Source organism: Kitasatospora sp. DSM 101779, assembly GCF_025655475.1.
Taxonomy (GTDB): Bacteria; Actinomycetota; Actinomycetes; order Streptomycetales; family Streptomycetaceae; genus Kitasatospora.
The window spans coordinates 6,668,585-6,690,144 of record NZ_JAHTIK010000001.1 but is presented as its reverse complement, the minus strand read 5'-3'; the positions used below and the strand labels follow the sequence as shown (position 1 = coordinate 6,690,144).

Sequence of the window (21,560 nt, the reverse complement as noted above, 5' to 3'; positions counted from 1 at the left end):
CCCGTCCAGGTCGCGGCGCGGGCGGCCGCGGCGCAGCCGCCCCGGCCGGAGCCGCTGCGCCCGGTCTGATCCTCCGATCTGATCCTCCGACGGCAGGACTCCCCCGGGTCCCGGTCCGCTGCGGCGGGCCGGGACCTGCGCTTTGCCAAAGCTTCACCGATCGATATTTGACAGACTGAAGTATCGCCCTGCATCGTTACTTCAGTTCATTCACTATCGCTTGCCTGAAGCAGTGACCGGCTTCCGGCGTCCCGAACGGGAGGAAACCCACCGTGAGTGAGGCCCCACAGCCCGCCGCCACGGACGAGAAGCCGAGCAGTGCGCGGGTGCTCCCCGCGCTCGTGCTGGCCATGCTGGCGTTCAGCGTGGTGCAGACCGCGGTCGTGCCGATCCTGCCGTCGCTCGCCAAGGAGCTGGACGTCTCCGGCTCCAGCATCACTTGGCTGATGACCGCCAACCTGCTCTCCGCGGCCGTGCTCACGCCGCTGCTTGGCCGCTTCGGCGACCTCCGCGGCCGCAAGCCGATGCTGCTGGTCTCGCTCGCCGGCCTGGTCGCGGGCTCCGCCCTCGCGGTCGGCACCCACTCCTTCACCTGGCTGGTCGTCGCCCGCGTGCTGCAGGGCGCCGGCGGTGGCGTGCTCCCGCTCGCGATCAGCATCGTCCGCGACGAGCTGCCCAAGGCCAAGGTCACCGGCGGCGTCGCCGCCATCAGCGCCTCCATGGGCGTCGGCAGCGGTCTCGGCCTGGTCGCCACCGGCCTGCTGCTGGAGCACTGGAGCTACAAGTCGATCTTCTGGATGGGCCTGGTCTTCGGCATCCTCGCCGTCGCGCTGGTCGCGATCCGGGTGCCCAAGGACCCGGTCGTCGACAAGGACGGCGGCGCCGACCCGCTCGGCGCGCTCACCCTGGCCGGCTGGCTCTCCGCCCTGCTGATCGCCGTCAGCCAGGGCAACCACTGGGGCTGGACCTCCAACCGCACCCTCGGCCTGTTCGCCGTCGCCGCCGTGGTCGCCCTCGTCTGGATCCTCATCGAGGTCAAGGTCAGCCACCCGCTGGTCGACATGAAGATGATGTCCCGCCCGGCCGTCGCCTTCACCAACATCTCCGGCCTGCTCATGGGCTTCGGGATGTACGGCTCCTTCATGGTCATCAGCAACTTCGCGCAGACCCCGGAGAAGCTCGCCCACTACGGCTTCACCGCCACCGTCCTGCACGCCGGCATCATGCTGCTGCCGTCCGCGCTCGGCTCAATGGTCGCCGCCCCGCTCGGTGCCATGATGATCGCCCGCCGCGGCCCGCGCCTGCCGCTCGTCGCCGGCGGCCTGCTCGGCGCCGTCGCCATGGCCTACCTCGCCGTCCGGCACAGCCACGAGATCGACATCTACCTCGCCTCCGCCGTCTTCGGCCTCGGCGTCGGCCTCGCCTACGCCGCCATGCCCGCCTACATCAACGGCGCCGTGCCGGCCGAGCAGAGCGGCATCGCCAACGGCATGAACGCGGTGCTGCGCACCGTCGGCGGCGCCGTCGGCACCGCCGTCATGGCGGCGATCCTCACCGGCGACACCATGAAGCTGCCGATCCCGGTCGCCCTGCCGACGCTGAACGCCTACGAGCACGCCTACTGGACGGCCGCCGTGATGTGCGTGGTCGCCGGCCTGGTGCCGTTCGCGATCCGCCGGATCAAGGCCGCCGACCTCCCGGCCGCCCCGGCCGGGACCACCTCCTCCAGCCCCGAGCTGGTCAAGACCGACGCCTGACGAGGCGTCTGACTCGCGCCAGGGGACGAGGCGCGAGGGGGCCGGGCCCCGTGGACGGTTGTGGGCATGCGACCGCGGACACGGCCCGGCCCCGCCGAGCGGCCCCGCACTGGGACGGTGCGGGGCCGCTCGCCCTTTCCACCAACGCCCCGGCCCCGCCGGCCGCTCAGGACGGGCGCAGCGGCAGGGGGTCGGCCGGCTCCAGATCCGGGTCGTCGACGGCGAAGGTCCGCACCCGGCCGGGCGGCCCGTACGGCGTCTCGAAGCGCACGGTGACCCGGCCGACGCCACTGCCCTGCACCCAGCCGGGGCCGTGCTCGGCGTGGTGGACGTCCTGCCCGGGCAGCCAGCGGCGCAGCACCGGCGGCACGGCCGGTGCCGGCTGCTCCGCCGGCGGCGTGCCGGCGGCGTCCGCTCCCCCGGTCTCCGCCGACGCCTCTGTCTCGGCATCGGCCTCCGCGGCGTGCGCGGCCTGGGCGAAGAGGTCCTCCTGGGTGTAGTCGGCCAGCTGGGAGACGCCCACCCCGAGCAGCCGCACCCCGCCGGTGGTGTCCACCTGCAGGGCCAGCCGGCGGGCCGTCTCCGCGATCACCGCCTCGTCGTCGGTGGGGGCGCGCAGCGTCTCGGAACGGGTCAGGGTGGAGAAGTCGAAACGGCGCACCTTCAGCACCACGGTGCGGCCGGAACGGCCGGCGGCCCGCAGCCGTCCGACGCAGCGGACGGTGAGCTGGTCGATCTCGCGCAGGATGCGGTCTCGGTCCGCGAGGTCGACCTCGAAGGTGTCCTCGACCGACACCGACTTGGCGTCACGGTCGGGCACCACGGGCCGCTCGTCGTGGCCGACGGCCATCAGGTGGATGCCGGTGCCGTGCGCCCGCCCGAGCAGCTGGACGAGCTCCGCCTCGCCCGCGTCCGCGAGGTCGGCCACGGTCGTCAGGCCCGCCCGGCGCAGTGTCTGCTCGGTGGCGGGGCCGATCCCGGGCAGCGCCCGGACGGGCATCGGGCTGAGCACGGCCCGCTCCGAGCCGATCTCCACCAGGACGAGACCGTCCGGCTTGGCCTGCTCGGAGGCGATCTTCGCCATCAGTTTGGAGCCGGCGGCGCCGACGGAGGCGGTGAGGCCCGTCCGCTCCAGGATGTCGGCGCGCAGGTCCTCGGCGACCGCGAGCACCAGCTGCGCTCCGGCCGCCGGGTCGGCCTCGGCGAGGGCGGGACCGTACGGGCCGGCCTCCAGGTCGACGAAGGCCTCGTCGAGGCTCAGCGGCTCGACCAGCGGCGAGCGCTCGCGGAGCAGGCCCATGACGATCTCGCTGTTCTCCCGGTAGGCGGCGAAGCGCCCGGCCAGGAAGGCGGCGTTCGGGCAGAGCCGGCGGGCCTGGGCCATCGGCATCGCCGAGTGGACGCCGAACCGGCGTGCCTCGTAGGAGGCGGTGGCGACGACGCCGCGGCCGCCGAGGCCGCCGACCACCACGGGCTTGCCGCGCAGGCTCGGCTTGGCCGCCTGCTCCACCGCGGCGAAGAAGGCGTCCATGTCGAGGTGGATGATGCTCGGCACAGTCCGCACACCGCGATCATCGCGCACGGCTGTGACAATCCGTTCGAGGCGGGGCGCCGGCACCGCACCGCCGCCGCGGCGGGCCCTACGGCTTCGCGGCGTCCGCCAGGGCGCGGGCGACACCGGGCTCGCTCGTGCCGAGGAACTGCGGGTCCGGGCGCAGCCAGGCGTCCAGCGCCGCCTTGCCCGCGCTCGGGATCTCCCGCATCCCGCCGTAGTACCAGGTGGTGTCGTGCGGCTCGTCGACGGCGACGGCGTCCGCGTCGATGCCGGCGGCCTGGCAGAGCGCCAGGGCCCGCCGCACGTGGAAGCCCTGACTGACCAGCAGGGCGTGGTCGACGCCGAAGACGCGGCGGGCCCGGCTGCAGGAGTCCCAGGTGTCGAAGCCCGCGTAGTCGCCGACCACCCGGACGTCGGGGACCCCGTGGTCCGTCAGGTAGCGGCGCATGGCGTCGGTCTCGTCGTAGTCGGTGGTGCTGTTGTCCCCGGTGACGAGGATCGCCTGCACCTTGTGCTGCTGATAGAGGCTCAGCGCCGCGTCGAGCCGGTGCGCCAGGTACGGCGACGGCTCGCCGTCGAAGAGTCCGGCGCCGAAGACCACGGCGACGGGGGCGGCGGGGGCGTCGGCCACCGTGTGGACCCGCCCGCTCTCGCCGGTCCACAGCCAGGCGCTCGGCGCGAGCGTGAGGGCACTGGTGAGGACGGCGGCCTGGAACCAGCGCCGTCGGCCGGTGCGGTCACCGAGCCCGGGAATCCTCCGCAGTCGCGCGACGGCCTTGCGCAGCGCCTTCAGATCCTTGATCGACACATCTGGCGGGACGCTGCCCGGGGCCGGTGCGGTTCCGCCGTCGGCGGGTCGGGCCGGGTCCTGTCGCACCGTCGGGCCGTCGCACCGTCGGGTCGCCGTGGTGGACCGCACGGTGCGTCGGACCCGCGGGGTTGCGCCGGACCGCGAGGTTGCGTCAGACGGCGCGGTTGCGGCGCTGGGCGAGCTCGTCGGCCGGGTCGTGGCCGACGAGCGTCTCGCCGGTGTCGGTGCGCTCGGCGTGCAGCCGGCCGAGGGCGGTCTCCAGTTCCTGCCAGACCGCGCCGACCGCGATGCCGAACATGCCCTGGCCGCCGCCGATCAGGTCGACGACCTGCTGCGGGCTGGTGCACTCGTACACGGTGGCGCCGTCGCACATCAGGGTGAGGCCGGTGAGGTCGGCGGGCTCGGCCGCCTGGAGGTGGGCGACGGCCACGCGGATGTTCTGCAGCGAGACGCCGGCGTCCAGCAGCCGCTTGACGATCTTCAGCAGCAGGATGTCGCGGAAGCTGTAGAGCCGCTGCGCGCCGGCCGGGTAGGCGGTGCGGACACTGGGCTCCAGCAGCCCGGTGCGGGCCCAGTAGTCGAGCTGACGGTAGGTGATGCCGGCGGCGGCGCAGGCGGTGGGCCCACGGTAGCCGACCAGCGCGGAGGTCGGCGGGATGCGTTCGATCGCGGGCTGCCCGGCCTGGACGGCGGGGAAGCGGCCCACCCGGGGCAGTTCGGACTCGGCGGGCTCGGCCGGGGCCTCCCAGCCCCGCGGGGCCGGTCCGCGGCCGGCGCGCGGCACGTGCACGGCGCACAGGCCCCCGGCGGTGGCGTCGTCGCCGGTACCGCTCATGCCTGGCCTCCGTCCACTCGGTCCTGCGGCTCTACGAGCGCCGGACGGCGCAGGCCGACCGGAACCTCCCTTGACGGTAGGCAGTCACCACAGGCCCGTCAACGATCGCCACGCCGGGGCTCCGGTCGGATGTCACCCCGAAGAGTGGTTTTTCGTGCCCTCAGTGTGGGTAGGAACGCCGCTTTTTGCAAAGCGCGGTTGCAGCGCACGGAGACGGGCAGTACGAGGGAGGTGTCGGCGGGGGCCGGCGGCTACTGCTGGCCGCCCCCGAAGTCCTCCGGCGAGACCTGGTCCAGGAACTCGCGGAACTTCTCGACCTCGTCCTCCTGCTCGTCCGGGATCGCGATGCCTGCCTCGGCGAGCACGTTCTCGCTGCCGTAGATCGGCGTCCCGGTCCGCAGGGCCAGCGCTATGGCGTCCGAGGGGCGCGCACTCACCTCGACGCCGCCGGAGAAGACGAGCTCGGCGTAGAAGACGCCCTCGCGCAGGTCGCTGATCCGGACCTCGGTGAGCTGCTGGCCCAGCGCGTCGAGCACGTCCTTGAAGAGGTCGTGCGTCAGCGGCCGCACCGGGGTCATACCCTGCTGCGCGAAGGCGATCGCGGTCGCCTCGCCCGGGCCGATCCAGATCGGCAGGTACCGATCGCCCCCGACCTCCCGCAGCAGCACGATCGGCTGGTTGGAAGGCATCTCCACCCGGACACCCACGACGTCGAGCTCATTCACACTGGCAACCCTATGGCTCGCGCCGCCGATAGGAAAGCGCAGCACGTCCGGCCCTGGTCAGCCGCGCGGCCCCGGGGTGTCGCGGACACCGCGGCTCAGGACACCGCGGCTCAGTTGGGCCGGGACCGCAGGCCCGCCTGCACCATGGCCGCGTGCAGCCGGACGGAGAGCGTCGCGAGCTCCCTGGCGGTGGTCTCGGCGTGCGCCCGGGTCTGCGGGTTGCGGTGCCGGCGCAGCGGTGCCACCACCTGGTCGACCAAAGCCACCTCGCGCTCGGCCGCGGCCTTCATGGCCCGCAGGTGGCGCGGCTCCAGGCCGTACCGGCCGAGCTCGGCGACCAGCCGGGCGATCTGCAGCGCCTCCCCGTCGTAGCCGCCGTCCGTCCCGGCCGTGACCAGTCCGTACGACTCCCACTCGCGGAGTTCGGCCTCGCCCGCCTCGGCCGCGGCGAGCAGCTCCGCCCGCCCGAGCCTCACCCCGGCGACCGCACCGGACGCGGCGCCGAGCTCACGGTCGGCCTCCTCCAGCGGGCCCGGCCTGGCCTCCGGCGCGGGCAGCGCCGGCGGTGCCTCGCCGCGCTCGATGGCGTCCAGGTGCTCGCGGATCACCCGCAGCGGCAGGTAGTGGTCGCGCTGCATGCGCAGCACGTACGCCAGCCGCTCGACGTCCCCGGCGCTGAACTTGCGGTAGCCCGACGGCGTGCGCTGCGGGTCGACCAGCCCCTCCGCCTCCAGGAAGCGGATCTTGGAGATGGTGACCTCGGGGAAGTCGTCCCGGAGGAACGCCAGCACGGCGCCGATCGAGAGCAGCTCGTCGCCGCCCCTCCCCCGTGCCTCGGCCGCACGGCGTGTGGCTGGCACGGGGGTGGCCCCGAGGGTGGTGGGAGGGTTCGCGGTCACTCGGGCTCCTGCCGATGTCGGATTCAGTACCCCCGGGCGTGGCCGGCGAAGAACACCAGCCGGTACTTGCCGATCTGGACCTCGTCGCCGTTGCTGAGCGTGACCTCGTCGATCCGCTCCCGGTTGACGTACGTGCCGTTCAGGCTGCCCACGTCCGCCACCGAGAAGCCGCCGCCGGGCAGCCGCCTGAACTCCACGTGGCGGCGCGAGACCGTCACGTCGTCCAGGAAGATGTCGCCCTGCGGGTGACGGCCCGCGGTGGTCACGTCCGAGTCCAGCAGGAAGCGGCTGCCCGAGTTCGGGCCGCGCTGCACGATCAGCAGGGCGGAGCCCGGCGGCAGGGCGTCGATCGCGGCCAGCACCTCGGGCGACAGCGCCGGGGTGGCGCCGGTGGAGGTGGCACCGGGCTCGTACGACTCGATCCCGGAGATCGAGATGGTCGACGTGGTCTCGGCGGCCCCCTCCGGCAGCGGCGCGTGGCGCAGCGCCGTCCCGCAGTTGGAGCAGAACCGGGCCGTGACCGGGTTCTGGTTGCCGCACCGCGGGCACGGGGAGGTGCCAGCCATCGTCACAGCCTCCTGGCTCGGCACACCCTGCTGGACGTGCCCGGCGTAGGGGTCCGGGGTAAACCCTCCACCGGAGGTTGAGGGTGCTGCCGGGAAACCTATGCGCGGCGCGCCACCCGATTCAACCGACGCGCCGTAGCCCTGAGCATTCCCCTCGTACGGAGCCGCGCCGTGGCCGTCCCGGAACAGCGGACGCTCGGCGTACTGGTCCGCCTCGGGCGCGGGCCGCATGCCGGGAACGGCGGCCTCCTCACCCGGGCGGCGGTGGCGCGCGGTGGGCGCCTCGACCGAATCCTGGCGGTTGTTGCGGCCGAACAGCTTCGAGAACAGACTCACGGGCGAATCCCCTTGCGTGTGACAGACCCGCCCGCGGGGCAGGGTGACAGGCTCGGACAGGCAGCTGGCCCGGCATCCGGCCGGGCCCGAGCAGGCGGCGGAGCGCACCGCCGGGGTGGAACATCCCAGTGTGCCTCAGGCCGCCCGGCGGCGCGCCACCGGGGGCGGCGCGCACCTGACGGACCGTAGGACAGTCGACCCGTCACTTCGCCGCCGGCTTGCCGTACCGCAGCGGCTTCGACTCGGCGAGCGCGTCGACGACCACCTTCTGCTGCTGGGTGATGACCGCGGTCGCCTGTTCCTTCTCCAGGGTGCGCACCACGCCGCCCGGGATGTTGAGCGCGGGCGTCAGGTCCTGGGGGTTGCCCACGACCGTGAAGCGGAACGGCTGCGACACCTTCTTGCCGTCGATCTGCACACCGCCGTCGGCGCCGTCGGTGAAGTAGGTGCCGGCCACGACACGCACGTCGTTGATCTGAATCGCCTCCGCTCCAGCCGCTCGGAGTTCCTGCAGGGTGTCCAGCAGCATATCCGCCTTCACCTGCCCCTGGGGATCATTGATCGTCAAGACGATTCCCGGCCCGGTTGCCTGCTCCGTGCCGGCGAGCACGCCGAGCTCGGTCGCCTTCTTCCTGGTCTGCTCCTGGGCCTCCTTGGCCTGGTTGGAGCTGTTCTCCAACTGGGTCAGCGACTGCTCCAGCTGCGTCTTCTCCTGCTGGAGACGCTGCTGACGGCTGTCCAGTTCGTCGAGGATGCGGACGAGATCCTCCTGGCGGGCCCCGCGCAGCTGGTTGTGGTCATTGGTCGAGCGCACCTGGATCGCCAGACCCAGGCCCAGCGCGAACAGCAGCACGGCGACGACCAGCTGGCCGCGGGAGAGCCGCGGCGGCCACAGCGCGGCCCGCATCCTGCGGCGCGAGTCGGCCGGCTCGGCGGTCTCGACGGTTTCGCCGGGCTCGGACCGCCCGTCCGGCTCCACCTGCTCGGAAACCGGCTCGGCCACGGGCTCAAGCCGGGGCTCCGGCTCGGGCCGCGACATCGGCTCCGGCTCCGGCTGGCGGGCCGCGGTCTGCGCCGCGGCAGGCTCCGCCCGGTCCGGGCCGGGCCCGGCCACCTCGGCAGCCGGGTCGGGCTCGCCCGTGACTCCCTCGGCGCGCTCCCCGGCAACCGCCTCGGCGGGCTTCCCCGGGGCCTTGCGCGGCTCGGACGCCGCACCCTCCTCCGAGGGCGGCACCTGCGCGCCGTTCGGCTTGTCGTCCTGTTCCACGACGTGTCTCTCCCTACGCCCTGAACACATGCCGCCGGATCGCGGCTGCGTTGGAGAAGATCCGGATACCGAGCACCACGACGACGCCGGTGGAGAGCTGCGCACCCACTCCGAGCTGGTCGCCGAGGAAGACGATCAGGGCCGCGACGACCACGTTCGAGAGGAACGAGACGACGAAGACCTTGTCGTTGAAGATCCCGTCCAGCATCGCGCGGACACCGCCGAACACCGCGTCCAGCGCCGCCACCACCGCGATCGGCAGGTACGGCACCACGGCGTCGGGGACCTCGGGCTGGACGAAGAGGCCGACGACGACGCCGATCACGAGCCCCAGAACGGCAATCACGGTGAAGGTACTCCTGTCCGGGTGGAGGTCGACTTGGTGGTGCGGGAGGCCGGGCGGGACGGTGAGGCACTTCCCCCCGGCGAAGCACTGCCCGAAGGCGAGGCACTGCCCGAGGGCAAGGCGGACGGCTCGGCGCCGACGGGCTTCGCCGTCCGCAGCGTCACGCCGAGCGCGGCCGGCAGGGACATCTTCTTCTGCACGGACACGGTCGATTTGATGCCGTAGCTGTCCTGGATCAGCTTGAGGTAGTGCCCGGCCGAGCTGGACTCGAAGGCCTGCGCGAAACGGTCCCCGTCGCCGACCGCGAGCACGGTGTACGGGGGCACCAGCGGCCGGTTGTCCACCAGGACCGCATCGCCGGCGGCGCGGATCGCGGAGAGCGTCGTCAGCCGCTGGCCGTTGATCGACACCGCCTCGGCGCCGGACAGCCACAGCCCGTTCACCACGAGCTGCAGGTCGCGGTCGCGCAGCCGGCCGGTGTTGTTGAACCCCTCGGCCTCCCGCGGGTTGCTCGCCGAACCGCCGGCACCGGTACCCGACGCGTCGTCGATCACGAGCTTGATGCCGGGGCCGCTGATCTCCCCCGTGCCGGTCCGGGCCGCGAGCGCAGCCAGCGCGTTGTCGCCGCCGACCGGCAGCGCCTGCTGCTGAGCCGCGCCGACCCTCGTGCGCAGGTCCTCGACCTGCCGCTGCAGCGTGTCCGCGGCCTTCGTGGCGTCGTTCACCCGGTGGACGAGCGCGTCCCGCTCCTTGGCGAGCGTCGGCTCGGCCTTGGAGGCGTTCACCCCGCCCACGGTCACCACGGTCGCCGCCAGGGCCAGCCCGACCGCCAGCGTGAGCTTGCCGCGCAGGCTCGTCGGCAGCCGGCTCGGACCGTCCCCCCGGCGGGCCGCCTCGGCGTAGCCCTCGTCCAGGCTGTGGTCCATGACGTTGGTCAGCAGGGACATCGAGGCGTCCGGACGGTTGAACCGTCCGTTCGAGTCACTCGGTGTCGGCGTTGCTGGCATGCGGGACATCGTCCCATGTCGCCGGGGCGGCGTACGCACAGCCCCCGCGCTACCGCCCCGGACGGACACCGAACCGTGACCGGCCGGGGCACGGCGGCGTGCTGCCACCGCGTCCCGGCCGGGTCATCGAACGGTGTTCCCTCAGCGTCCGGCCGAGTCCACCACCGCCGCCCACTCGTCGAGCAGCTGCTCGGTGGCCTCGTCGTCCGGGCCCTCCGCCCACAGGTGGGTGACCGCCTCGGCCGGGTCCGGCAGGACGAGCGTCCACCGGCCGTCGGCCTCGACCACGCGCACGCCGTCCGTGGTGTCCAGCCGCCGGCTGCCGGCCGCCTCGACCACCGAGCGCATCACCATGCCCTTGGCCGCCCACGGCGTCGCGATGTCGCGCCGCTTGATGTGCGCCTGCGGGATCCGGGCGTCGATCTGGCTCAGCGTGAGCTGGGTACGGGCCACCAGGCCCACCAGCCGGACGAACGCCGCGGGGCCGTCCAGCACCCCGCTGAACTCGGGCACCACGAATCCGCCGCGGCCGTCGCCGCCGAACACCGTGCCCTCCTCCGCGGCCGCCTTCGCCAGATCGTCCGGCGAGGTGGTCGTCCACGTCACCTGGGTGCCGTGGTACGCCGCCACCTGCTCGGCGATCCGGGTCGTGGTGACCGGCAGCGCCACCTGGCCGCTGCGCCGCTCCGCTGCCACCAGGTCGAGCAGCACCAGCAGCGCACGGTCGTCCTGGATCACCCGGCCGAGCTCGTCGACGAACGACACCCGCTCGCCGACCGGGTCGAAGCGCACACCGAACGCGGCGCGCGAGGAGGCGACCAGCTCGCCGAGCCGGGCCAGGGCGGCCCGCCGCTCCTCGGCGTCCTCGGTCGGCCGGGCCTCGTCGAGGCCGCTGTCGACCGTGAGGGCCTCGACACCGAGCCGGCCGAGGATGCTCGGCAGCACGAGCCCGGCGCTGCCGTGCGCGGCGTCCACGACCACCTTCAGGCCGGCCTCGCGCACCCCACTGGTGTCGACCGACCGCAGCAGGTTCCGCGCGTACGAGTCGAACACACTCGACGGGTGCAGCAGGTCGCCGATCTCACCGGGGAAGGCGCGCCGGAACTCCTGGCGCGCGTACACGCGGTCCAGCTTCCGCTGGCTGGCCTGCGAGAGGTCGGCACCGGCCCCGTCGAAGAACAGGATGTCCAGCGAGTCCGGCACGCCCGGCGTGGTCCGCAGGAAGATGCCGCCCGAACTGCCGCGCGCGGTGTTCTGCCGCGCGACCGGCATGGGGACGTTCTCCAGGTCGCGGACGTCGATCGCGCTGGTCTGCAGCGCCGAGATCATCGCCCGCTTGAGCGCCCGCGCACCACGCGAGTGGTCACGCGCGATGGTGACGGTCGCCCCCTTCTTGAGGGTGGTGGCGTACGCCCCGGCCAACCGCACCGCGAGCTCCGGGGTGATCTCCACGTTCAGGATGCCGGAGACGCCGCGGACGCCGAAGAGGTGCTCCTGCCCACGGGACTCCCAGATCACCGAGGTGTTGACGACCGCGCCGGCCTCGATGGTCTTGAACGGGTAGACCCGGACGTTGCCCGCCAGCAGCGACTCCTCGCCGATCAGGCACTCGTCGCCGACCACCGCACCCTCGTCGATCCGCGCGGCACGCATCACGTCGGTGTTCTTGCCGATCACGCAGCCGCGCAGGTTGCTCTGCGGCCCGACGTACACGTTGTCGTGGATGACGGCCTTGTGCAGGAAGGCACCGCGCTTGACGACCACGTTGCTGCCCAGCACGGTGTGCTCGCGCAGCTCCACCCCGGCCTCGACCTTGGCGTAGTCGCCGATGTACAGCGGACCGCGCAGCACCGCCTCCGGGTCGACCTCGGCACCCTCGGCCACCCACACGCCGGGAGAGATCTCGAAGCCGTCCAGCTCGACGTCGACCTTGCTCTCGAGGACGTCCGCCTGCGCCTTCAGATAGCTCTCGTGGGTGCCCACGTCCTCCCAGTAGCCCTCGGCGACGTAGCCGTAGACCGGCTTGCCCTCCTTGAGCAGCTGCGGGAAGACGTCACTCGACCAGTCGACCGACTCGCCGGCCGCCACGTACGAGAAGACCTCGGGCTCCATCACGTAGATCCCGGTGTTCACCGTGTCGGAGAAGACCTGGCCCCAGGTGGGCTTCTCGAGGAACCGCTCGACCCGCCCCTCCTCGTCGGTGATCGTGATGCCGAACTCCAGCGGGTTCGGCACCCGGGTCAGGCAGACGGTGACCAGGGCACCCTTCTCCCGGTGGAAGGCGATCAGCTCGGTGAGATCGAAATCGGTGAGCGCGTCACCGGAGATCACCAGAAACGAGTCGTCCTTGAGCGCGTCCTCGGCGTTCTTCACACTGCCCGCGGTACCGAGCGGGACCTCTTCATTGGCATAGGTGAGGTTCATCCCCAGCTCTTCGCCGTCCCCGAAGTAGTTCTTCACCAGGGAGGCCAGGAACTGGACGGTCACCACGGTGTCCGTGAGACCGTGCCGCCGTAGCAGCCGTAGTACGTGTTCCATGATCGGCCGGTTGGCCACCGGCAGCAGTGGCTTGGGCATGCTCGACGTCATCGGACGGAGCCGAGTGCCCTCGCCACCCGCCATCACAACGGCTTTCATTCGGGTGCGTCCTCCTTCGCGGTGGTGAACCCTGCAGATCCATCAAACCGTTCCAGAGCTTCTCTACCCGGATAAAAACGTCCGACTCACCGTGTCGCGGCAAGTCGGACGTGGAGATCTTGTCAACAGCGGGCGAACAACCCGCTCAAACGGCGGCCGTACGGTCCGCGCGCACCAGCTGGCGGGCCTGGACCGCATAGAGGATGCCGGCCCACCAGTAGAGAACCGTGCCCCACCAGATGAATGCCCAGCTGACCGGCTCGGCCACCGTGGCCAGCCAGCTCTCCCCGTTGCCCAGCAGCAGAAGCGGAAAGGCGTACATCAGATTGAACGTGGCCGCCTTCCCCAGGAAACTCACCTGGAGCGGCCCGTAGCCGTGCCGGTTGAGAATGGGAAGCAGCGAGCCGATGAACAGCTCGCGCGCCAGCAGCACGATCGTCACCCACAGCGGCAGGATCTCACGCCACGTCAGTCCGACGAGCGTCGAGAGCACGTACAGCCGGTCCGCCGCCGGATCCAGGATCTGGCCGAGCCGGCTGACCTGACCCCAGCGCCGCGCGAGCTTGCCATCCAGGTAGTCGCTGACGCCGCTGAGCATCAGCACGACGATCGCCCAGCCGTCGTTCTCCGGCCCGCCGAACACCGGCCAGAGGATCAGCCACAGGAAGATGGGCACACCCACCAGCCGGGCCATGCTCAGCAGGTTGGGGATGGTGAGGACGCGGTCCGTCTGCACGCGCGTCTCCTGAACCTCCACCTGGGACCCTCCTGCCAGCTGTACCGCCGTGAACATGTGCGGCATTGACCTTACAACAACAAAGCCCCCACCCTGCCGGGTGGGGGCTTTGCCATGAATAATTGTTCGGCGGCGTCCTACTCTCCCACAGGGTCCCCCCTGCAGTACCATCGGCGCTACGAGGCTTAGCTTCCGGGTTCGGAATGTAACCGGGCGTTTCCCTCGCGCTATGACCACCGAAACACTATGAAACACATCGAACAACCGACACAGGGCCTGTTCGTGGTTTCAGAACCAACACAGTGGACGCGAGCAACTGAGGACAAGCCCTCGGCCTATTAGTACCGGTCAACTCCACCCATTACTGGGCTTCCATATCCGGCCTATCAACCCAGTCGTCTACTGGGAGCCTTACCCTCTCAAGGAGGTGGGAGTGCTCATCTCGAAGCAGGCTTCCCGCTTAGATGCTTTCAGCGGTTATCCCTCCCGAACGTAGCCAACCAGCCATGCCCTTGGCAGGACAACTGGCACACCAGAGGTTCGTCCGTCCCGGTCCTCTCGTACTAGGGACAGCCCTTCTCAACACTCCTACGCGCACAGCGGATAGGGACCGAACTGTCTCACGACGTTCTAAACCCAGCTCGCGTACCGCTTTAATGGGCGAACAGCCCAACCCTTGGGACCTACTCCAGCCCCAGGATGCGACGAGCCGACATCGAGGTGCCAAACCATCCCGTCGATATGGACTCTTGGGGAAGATCAGCCTGTTATCCCCGGGGTACCTTTTATCCGTTGAGCGACGGCGCTTCCACAAGCCACCGCCGGATCACTAGTCCCTACTTTCGTACCTGCTCGACCCGTCAGTCTCACAGTCAAGCTCCCTTGTGCACTTACACTCAACACCTGATTGCCAACCAGGCTGAGGGAACCTTTGGGCGCCTCCGTTACCCTTTAGGAGGCAACCGCCCCAGTTAAACTACCCACCAGACACTGTCCCTGATCCGGATCACGGACCCAGGTTAGACATCCAGCACGACCAGAGTGGTATTTCAACGGCGACTCCACAACAACTGGCGTTGCTGCTTCACAGTCTCCCACCTATCCTACACAAGCCGAACCGAACACCAATATCAAGCTATAGTAAAGGTCCCGGGGTCTTTCCGTCCTGCTGCGCGAAACGAGCATCTTTACTCGTAATGCAATTTCACCGGGCCTGTGGTTGAGACAGTCGAGAAGTCGTTACGCCATTCGTGCAGGTCGGAACTTACCCGACAAGGAATTTCGCTACCTTAGGATGGTTATAGTTACCACCGCCGTTTACTGGCGCTTAAGTTCTCAGCTTCGCCCGACCGAAATCGGACTAACCGGTCCCCTTAACGTTCCAGCACCGGGCAGGCGTCAGTCCGTATACATCGCCTTACGGCTTCGCACGGACCTGTGTTTTTAGTAAACAGTCGCTTCTCGCTGGTCTCTGCGGCCACCCCCAGCTCAGACCGTAAAGGTCGTCACCAGGGCTGGCCCCCCTTCTCCCGAAGTTACGGGGGCATTTTGCCGAGTTCCTTAACCACAGTTCACCCGAACGCCTCGGTATTCTCTACCTGACCACCTGAGTCGGTTTGGGGTACGGGCCGCCATGAAACTCGCTAGAGGCTTTTCTCGACAGCATAGGATCATCCACTTCACCACAATCGGCTCGGCATCAGGTCTCAGACTACGTGCAGGGCGGATTTGCCTACCCTGCGTCCTACACCCTTACCCCGGGACAACCACCGCCCGGGCTGGACTACCTTCCTGCGTCACCCCATCGCTCACCTACTACCACCTTGGGCCACCGGCTCCACCACTCCCCTTCACCCGAAGGATCCAGGACGGCTTCACGGGCTTAGCATCAGAGGGTTCAGCGTTGGCGCTTCAAAGCGGGTACGGGAATATCAACCCGTTGTCCATCGACTACGCCTGTCGGCCTCGCCTTAGGTCCCGACTTACCCTGGGCAGATCAGCTTGACCCAGGAACCCTTGGTCAATCGGCGCAAGAGTTTCCCACTCTTGTATCGCTACTCATGCCTGCATTCTCACTCGTGAACCGTCCACGACTCGATTCCTCGGCCGCTTCACCCGGCACACGACGCTCCCCTACCCATCACAGCCTCCGTTGGGAGTATTGCTGCAATGACACGACTTCGGTGATGTGCTTGAGCCCCGCTACATTGTCGGCGCGGAATCACTTGACCAGTGAGCTATTACGCACTCTTTCAAGGGTGGCTGCTTCTAAGCCAACCTCCTGGTTGTCTCTGCGACTCCACATCCTTTCCCACTTAGCACACGCTTAGGGACCTTAGTCGGTGTTCTGGGCTGTTTCCCTCTCGACCATGGAGCTTATCCCCCACAGTCTCACTGCCGCGCTCTCACTTACCGGCATTCGGAGTTTGGCTAAGGTCAGTAACCCGGTGAGGCCCATCGCCTATCCAGTGCTCTACCTCCGGCAAGAAACACGCGACGCTGCACCTAAATGCATTTCGGGGAGAACCAGCTATCACGGAGTTTGATTGGCCTTTCACCCCTAACCACAGGTCATCCCCCAGGTTTTCAACCCTGGTGGGTTCGGTCCTCCACACGGTCTTACCCGCGCTTCAACCTGCCCATGGCTAGATCACTCCGCTTCGGGTCTTGGGCATGCAACTCAAACGCCCTATTCGGACTCGCTTTCGCTACGGCTACCCCACACGGGTTAACCTCGCTACACACCGCAAACTCGCAGGCTCATTCTTCAAAAGGCACGCAGTCACAGTCCGAAGACTGCCCCCACGGCTTGTAGGCACACGGTTTCAGGTACTATTTCACTCCGCTCCCGCGGTACTTTTCACCATTCCCTCACGGTACTATCCGCTATCGGTCACCAGGGAATATTTAGGCTTAGCGGGTGGTCCCGCCAGATTCACACGGGATTTCTCGGGCCCCGTGCTACTTGGGAGATGAGCAAGCAAGCCGCTAATGTTTCGTCTACGGGGGTCTTACCCTCTACGCCGGACCTTTCGCATGTCCTTCGACTACACCAACGGTTTCTGACTCGCCGACCGGCCGGCAGACCGATCAAGCTCATTCCCACAACCCCCCGAGCGCAACCCCTGCCGGGTCTCACACGCTCAAGGTTTAGCCTCATCCGGTTTCGCTCGCCACTACTCCCGGAATCACGGTTGTTTTCTCTTCCTGCGGGTACTGAGATGTTTCACTTCCCCGCGTTCCCTCCACTTACCCTATGTGTTCAGGTAAGGGTGACAGCCCATGACGACTGCCGGGTTTCCCCATTCGGACACCCCCGGATCAAAGCTCGGTTGACAGCTCCCCGGGGCCTATCGCGGCCTCCCACGTCCTTCATCGGTTCCTGGTGCCAAGGCATCCACCGTGCGCCCTTAAAAACTTGGCCACAGATGCTCGCGTCCACTGTGCAGTTCTCAAACAACGACCAGACACCCACCATCCACACCCGAGAGTGCATCAAGTGGAGCCGGCATCCACGAGGAAACCTTCGTTCCCTCAGGACCCAACAGCGTGCCCGACCCGAACAGTTCACATCACGCGTTCCACGCCGAAGCAGTACTAGCGTCCATGACTCTGTCCGTGCCGAATAGTCAACGTTCCACCCATGAGCTAGCACTCCGGAACACTCGTCCGAAGCTGCCGTGCGCTCCTTAGAAAGGAGGTGATCCAGCCGCACCTTCCGGTACGGCTACCTTGTTACGACTTCGTCCCAATCGCTGGTCCCACCTTCGACGGCTCCCTCCCAAGGGTTAGGCCACCGGCTTCGGGTGTTACCGACTTTCGTGACGTGACGGGCGGTGTGTACAAGGCCCGGGAACGTATTCACCGCAGCATGCTGATCTGCGATTACTAGCAACTCCAACTTCATGGGGTCGAGTTGCAGACCCCAATCCGAACTGAGACCGGCTTTTTGGGATTCGCTCCGCCTCACGGCATCGCAGCCCTTTGTACCGGCCATTGTAGCACGTGTGCAGCCCAAGACATAAGGGGCATGATGATTTGACGTCGTCCCCACCTTCCTCCGAGTTGACCCCGGCAGTCTCCTGTGAGTCCCCGACATTACTCGCTGGCAACACAGAACAAGGGTTGCGCTCGTTGCGGGACTTAACCCAACATCTCACGACACGAGCTGACGACAACCATGCACCACCTGTACACCGACCACAAGGGGGCTGATATCTCTACCAGTTTCCGGTGTATGTCAAGCCTTGGTAAGGTTCTTCGCGTTGCGTCGAATTAAGCCACATGCTCCGCTGCTTGTGCGGGCCCCCGTCAATTCCTTTGAGTTTTAGCCTTGCGGCCGTACTCCCCAGGCGGGGAACTTAATGCGTTAGCTGCGGCACCGACGACGTGGAATGTCGCCAACACCTAGTTCCCAACGTTTACGGCGTGGACTACCAGGGTATCTAATCCTGTTCGCTCCCCACGCTTTCGCTCCTCAGCGTCAGTAATGGCCCAGAGATCCGCCTTCGCCACCGGTGTTCCTCCTGATATCTGCGCATTTCACCGCTACACCAGGAATTCCGATCTCCCCTACCACACTCTAGCCTGCCCGTATCGAATGCAGACCCGGGGTTAAGCCCCGGGCTTTCACATCCGACGCGACAGGCCGCCTACGAGCTCTTTACGCCCAATAATTCCGGACAACGCTCGCACCCTACGTATTACCGCGGCTGCTGGCACGTAGTTAGCCGGTGCTTCTTCTGCAGGTACCGTCACTTGCGCTTCTTCCCTGCTGAAAGAGGTTTACAACCCGAAGGCCGTCATCCCTCACGCGGCGTCGCTGCATCAGGCTTTCGCCCATTGTGCAATATTCCCCACTGCTGCCTCCCGTAGGAGTCTGGGCCGTGTCTCAGTCCCAGTGTGGCCGGTCGCCCTCTCAGGCCGGCTACCCGTCGTCGCCTTGGTAGGCCATTACCCCACCAACAAGCTGATAGGCCGCGGGCTCATCCTGCACCGCCGGAGCTTTCCACCAACCCCCATGCAGAGGAAGGTCGTATCCGGTATTAGACCCCGTTTCCAGGGCTTGTCCCAGAGTGCAGGGCAGATTGCCCACGTGTTACTCACCCGTTCGCCACTGATCCACCCCGAAGGGCTTCACCGTTCGACTTGCATGTGTTAAGCACGCCGCCAGCGTTCGTCCTGAGCCAGGATCAAACTCTCCGTGAATGATTACCGGCTATCCGGTGCACACTCGCGTTGAGCGGCACGGCAACCACCGGAATAGGGTGATCCCGCGCACTGCGTCCTCGCTGTGTTATTTCAAAAGGAATCTCCAACCGATCGATTGCCCGACCGGCCGGGGATGTCAACATATCTGGCGTTGACTTTTGGCACGCTGTTGAGTTCTCAAGGAACGGACACTTCCTTCGGACCGCCTTCCAGCGGACCCTCCGGGCGTTTCGCTCTTTCGTGTTTCCAGCTTATCAGACCGTTTGCCACCGTTTAACCGGCGCTTTACGTTCCCGACTTGCTGAGTTAACCATCGCCGCGTGGCGACCCGTGCAACGTTAGCCGGTCTCGACCCCTGCGCCAAATCGGGACGCGTCGCTGTCACTCGTACGGAGGCACCCGGTCGGTGGGCGGGCGGTGCGGGGCGTCGGCGTGGGGCCATCGTCCGCACTCCCCCACATGCCGTAGAGTGCGGCGCATCGACGCAGAGGACTAGACCACTTGAGTCGGCGCAGACGCCTCATTGCTGCGTCGACGGGCCGGTGGCCGACGGTTCGGTGCGGCTGGAGCGGGGTCGTCCCCGCTCGGCGCACTCCGCCGTTACGTGCCGGTATGTCCGAAGTTGACATGATTTAGGCTTCAGCTGACGCCGATGCCGCTGCTCTGCGGCTGCACGCGCTGTACTCCGCACCTGGGAGGCTCCACCATGACCACTGTGACCTCGCCGCTCGCCGGGCGGGCCGTCGGGCTGGCGAACGTGCCGGACCCCGTCTTCTCCGGCGCGATGGTCGGGCCCGGAACCGCGATCGACCCGGTGCGCGAGCCCACCGAGGCGGTGGCGCCGGTGGACGGGCTCGTGGTGTCCATGCACCCGCACGCGTTCGTCGTCGTCGACGCGGACGGCCACGGCGTGCTGACCCACCTCGGCATCGACACCGTGCAGCTCAACGGCGAGGGCTTCGAGCTGCTCGTCGGCAAGGGCGACGAGGTCAAGCGGGGCCAGCCGGTGATCCGCTGGAACCCGGCGGCGGTCGAGGCCGCGGGCAAGTCGCCGATCTCTCCGATCGTCGCGCTGGAGGCCTCCGCGGAGGCGCTCTCCGGCGTGGCCGAGAGCGGCGAGGTCACGCTCGGCGGCGAGCTCTTCACCTGGAACTGACCCCCGCTGGCCGGGTGAAAGGAATCTCTGAACGTGGAACCGATGCTTCGCGGCGTAGGAGTCAGCCACGGGGTCGCGATCGGCCCGGTGCGGCACATGGGAACGGCCGTCCTGGAACCTCCGGCGACGCAGATCCCCAGTGAGGACGCACCGCGGGAGCAGGCGCGCGCCCAGGCCGCGGTGGATGCGGTCGCGGCCGACCTGATCGCGCGCGGCAACCTGGCGGGCGGCGAGGCGCAGGCGGTCCTCGAGGCCCAGGCGCTGATGGCCCAGGATCCCGAGCTGATGGCGGACGTGAGCCGGCGGATCGCGGTCGGCAGCAGCGCCGAACGGGGCATCTACGACGCCTTCGCCGCATACCGGGCGCTGCTGGCTGCGGCCGGCGACTACCTGGCCGGTCGGGTGGCCGACCTGGACGACGTCAGGAACCGGATCGTGGCGCGGCTGCTCGGCGTGCCGATGCCGGGCGTGCCGGACAGCGACGAGCCGTACGTGCTCTTCGCCCACGACCTCGCGCCGGCGGACACCGCGCTGCTGGACCCGACCCTGGTGCTCGGCTTCGTCACCGAGGAGGGCGGGCCGACCAGCCACAGCGCGATCCTGGCGCGGGCGCTGGGCGTGCCCGCCGTGGTGGCGCTGCCCGGGGCGACCGGGGTGGCCGAGGGTCTCGTGGTCGCGGTCGACGGCAGCAGCGGCGAGGTGCTGGTGAACCCGTCGGCCGAGCGGCAGGAGGAGCTGCGCCGGCTGGCCGCCGAGCGGAAGGCCGCGCTGGCCGCCTCCTCCGGGCCGGGCCGGACCTCGGACGGGCACCTGGTGCCGCTGCTGGCGAACATCGGCGGCCCGGCCGACCTGCCGGCGGCGCTGGAGGCCGAGGCGGAGGGCGTCGGCCTGTTCCGCACGGAGTTCCTCTTCCTGGACGACTCGGCCAAGGCGCCGAGCGAGGAGAAGCAGTTCGAGGCGTACCGGAAGGTGCTGGAGGCCTTCCCGGAGCGCCGGGTGGTCGTCCGCGTGCTGGATGCCGGGGCCGACAAGCCGCTGGACTTCCTGACACCGGCCGACGAGCCGAACCCGGCGCTCGGTGTGCGGGGTCTGCGGACGCTGCTGGACCACCCGGAGGTGCTGGCGGCGCAGCTGCGGGCGCTCGCCCGGGCGGCCGAGGGGCTGCCGGTGCACCTGGAGGTCATGGCGCCGATGGTGGCGGACCGGCAGGACGCGAAGGCGTTCGCGGACGCCTGTCGGGAGGCCGGGCTGGCGGCGAAGTTCGGCGCGATGGTGGAGATCCCGTCGGCGGCGCTGCGGGCGCGGTCGATCCTGCAGGAGGTCGAGTTCCTCTCGCTGGGGACGAACGACCTGGCGCAGTACACCTTCGCGGCGGACCGGCAGGTCGGCGCGGTGGCACGGCTGCAGGACCCGTGGCAGCCGGCGTTGCTCGACCTGGTCGCGCTGTCGGCGGAGGCCGCGCAGCTGACCGGCAAGAGCTGCGGCGTGTGCGGCGAGGCGGCTGCCGACCCGCTGCTCGCCTGTGTGCTCACCGGGCTCGGGGTGACGAGCCTGTCGATGGGGGCCTCGTCGATCCCGTACGTGCGGACGGCGCTGGCCAAGGTCACGCTGGCGCAGTGCCGGCGTGCCGCGGCGGCGGCGCGGGCCGTGGACAGTGCGGCCGACGCGCGTGCCGCGGCACATCAGGTGCTGACCGGCGAATAGACGCCCCGGGGC

Annotated in this window: 14 protein-coding genes and 3 rRNA genes; 3 read left to right on the top strand and 14 right to left on the bottom strand. The window is 68.8% G+C overall.

Annotation, left to right across the window (positions count from 1 at the left end; translation table 11 throughout):
- The first annotated feature begins 272 nt into the window (after positions 1-272).
- A complete protein-coding gene (locus KSNIM_RS30440; protein WP_263106331.1) occupies positions 273-1,757 on the top strand; it encodes an MFS transporter in 1,485 nt (494 codons plus the stop codon).
- A 166-nt stretch (positions 1,758-1,923) separates the two neighbouring features.
- Here the strand turns inward: KSNIM_RS30440 and KSNIM_RS30435 are convergent, their stop codons facing one another.
- The 14 genes from KSNIM_RS30435 to KSNIM_RS30370 all read right to left on the bottom strand — a co-directional run bounded on the left by KSNIM_RS30435 (position 1,924) and on the right by KSNIM_RS30370 (position 18,685).
- The gene (locus KSNIM_RS30435; protein WP_263106330.1) at positions 1,924-3,321 is read right to left on the bottom strand and encodes a DNA polymerase IV; all 1,398 of its coding nucleotides are present in this window, start codon (positions 3,319-3,321) and stop codon (positions 1,924-1,926) included.
- Between the two features lie 76 nt (positions 3,322-3,397).
- Positions 3,398-4,096 (bottom strand): vancomycin high temperature exclusion protein, encoded by a 699-nt coding sequence (locus KSNIM_RS30430; RefSeq protein ID WP_411543896.1) that lies wholly within the window; start codon positions 4,094-4,096, stop codon positions 3,398-3,400.
- A gap of 178 nt (positions 4,097-4,274) precedes the next feature.
- Entirely contained in the window at positions 4,275-4,958 is a 684-nt protein-coding gene (locus tag KSNIM_RS30425) for a MerR family transcriptional regulator (protein WP_263106329.1), read from the bottom strand.
- Between the two features lie 251 nt (positions 4,959-5,209).
- Positions 5,210-5,683: a bifunctional nuclease family protein gene (locus KSNIM_RS30420; RefSeq protein ID WP_263106328.1), complete on the bottom strand. Its 474-nt coding sequence runs from the start codon at positions 5,681-5,683 to the stop codon at positions 5,210-5,212.
- Positions 5,684-5,793: 110 nt separating this feature from the next.
- The gene (locus KSNIM_RS30415; protein WP_263108179.1) at positions 5,794-6,543 is read right to left on the bottom strand and encodes a MerR family transcriptional regulator; all 750 of its coding nucleotides are present in this window, start codon (positions 6,541-6,543) and stop codon (positions 5,794-5,796) included.
- 62 nt (positions 6,544-6,605) lie between these two features.
- Positions 6,606-7,484 (bottom strand): FHA domain-containing protein, encoded by an 879-nt coding sequence (locus KSNIM_RS39485; protein ID WP_411543800.1) that lies wholly within the window; start codon positions 7,482-7,484, stop codon positions 6,606-6,608.
- 202 nt (positions 7,485-7,686) lie between these two features.
- Positions 7,687-8,751: a DUF881 domain-containing protein gene (locus KSNIM_RS30405; protein WP_263106327.1), complete on the bottom strand. Its 1,065-nt coding sequence runs from the start codon at positions 8,749-8,751 to the stop codon at positions 7,687-7,689.
- 13 nt (positions 8,752-8,764) lie between these two features.
- Complete coding sequence (locus KSNIM_RS30400; protein ID WP_030269510.1) at positions 8,765-9,097, bottom strand: small basic family protein; 333 nt, start codon at positions 9,095-9,097, stop codon at positions 8,765-8,767.
- Positions 9,094-10,113, bottom strand: coding sequence for a DUF881 domain-containing protein (locus tag KSNIM_RS30395; protein ID WP_411543799.1), 1,020 nt, complete (start codon positions 10,111-10,113; stop codon positions 9,094-9,096). Before KSNIM_RS30395 ends, KSNIM_RS30400 begins: the two co-directional genes overlap by 4 nt.
- A 132-nt stretch (positions 10,114-10,245) precedes the next feature.
- Complete coding sequence (locus KSNIM_RS30390; protein ID WP_263106325.1) at positions 10,246-12,741, bottom strand: mannose-1-phosphate guanyltransferase; 2,496 nt, start codon at positions 12,739-12,741, stop codon at positions 10,246-10,248.
- A 145-nt stretch (positions 12,742-12,886) separates the two neighbouring features.
- The gene (gene pgsA / locus KSNIM_RS30385) at positions 12,887-13,498 is read right to left on the bottom strand and encodes a CDP-diacylglycerol--glycerol-3-phosphate 3-phosphatidyltransferase (RefSeq protein ID WP_263106324.1); all 612 of its coding nucleotides are present in this window, start codon (positions 13,496-13,498) and stop codon (positions 12,887-12,889) included.
- Positions 13,499-13,601: 103 nt separating this feature from the next.
- Positions 13,602-13,718, bottom strand: a 5S ribosomal RNA gene (gene rrf, locus KSNIM_RS30380).
- Between the two features lie 77 nt (positions 13,719-13,795).
- Positions 13,796-16,901 (bottom strand): 23S ribosomal RNA (locus tag KSNIM_RS30375).
- Between the two features lie 269 nt (positions 16,902-17,170).
- Positions 17,171-18,685: ribosomal RNA gene (locus KSNIM_RS30370) — 16S ribosomal RNA — on the bottom strand.
- The 16S, 23S and 5S rRNA genes sit together here, the layout of an rRNA operon.
- 709 nt (positions 18,686-19,394) lie before the next feature.
- On the opposite strand from KSNIM_RS30370, the gene KSNIM_RS30365 reads away from it, so the two are divergent.
- Together KSNIM_RS30365 and ptsP are read left to right on the top strand one after the other, a co-directional pair.
- Positions 19,395-19,844, top strand: coding sequence for a PTS glucose transporter subunit IIA (locus KSNIM_RS30365; RefSeq protein ID WP_030277820.1), 450 nt, complete (start codon positions 19,395-19,397; stop codon positions 19,842-19,844).
- Positions 19,845-19,877: 33 nt separating this feature from the next.
- Entirely contained in the window at positions 19,878-21,548 is a 1,671-nt protein-coding gene (gene ptsP, locus KSNIM_RS30360; protein WP_263106322.1) for a phosphoenolpyruvate--protein phosphotransferase, read from the top strand.
- Positions 21,549-21,560: the final 12 nt, after the last annotated feature.